Consider the following 237-nt stretch of genomic DNA (forward strand, 5'->3'; position numbering starts at 1 on the left):
GGGCAGACCGCGCGCACCAACAGCGCCCGGTCCCCGCTCGGCTCGCGCAGCCCGTCCACGTCCTCCGGGCGTGGTGGGGGCTCGCGTGTGCCCACCCAGCGCGGCGCGCAAGGCGGCGGACGGGGCGCTTCGACCCCGGGCACGAAGTCGTTGAAGTCGCTGGGTGCCGGTTCCGCCCGCTCGGCGACGGGCGGTGGGGGCCGGTTGCGCCAGGCGAAGGCACTTCGCGCCGCCGAG

Annotated in this window: 1 pseudogene; it reads right to left on the reverse strand. The window is 78.1% G+C overall.

The window, feature by feature from the left end:
* Positions 1-237 (reverse strand): annotated as a pseudogene (locus G3I42_RS30945) (hypothetical protein); the annotation flags it as partial.

It is taken from the genome of Streptomyces sp. SID11385 (genome assembly GCF_010548245.1).
In the GTDB taxonomy this organism is placed as follows: domain Bacteria; phylum Actinomycetota; class Actinomycetes; order Streptomycetales; family Streptomycetaceae; genus Streptomyces.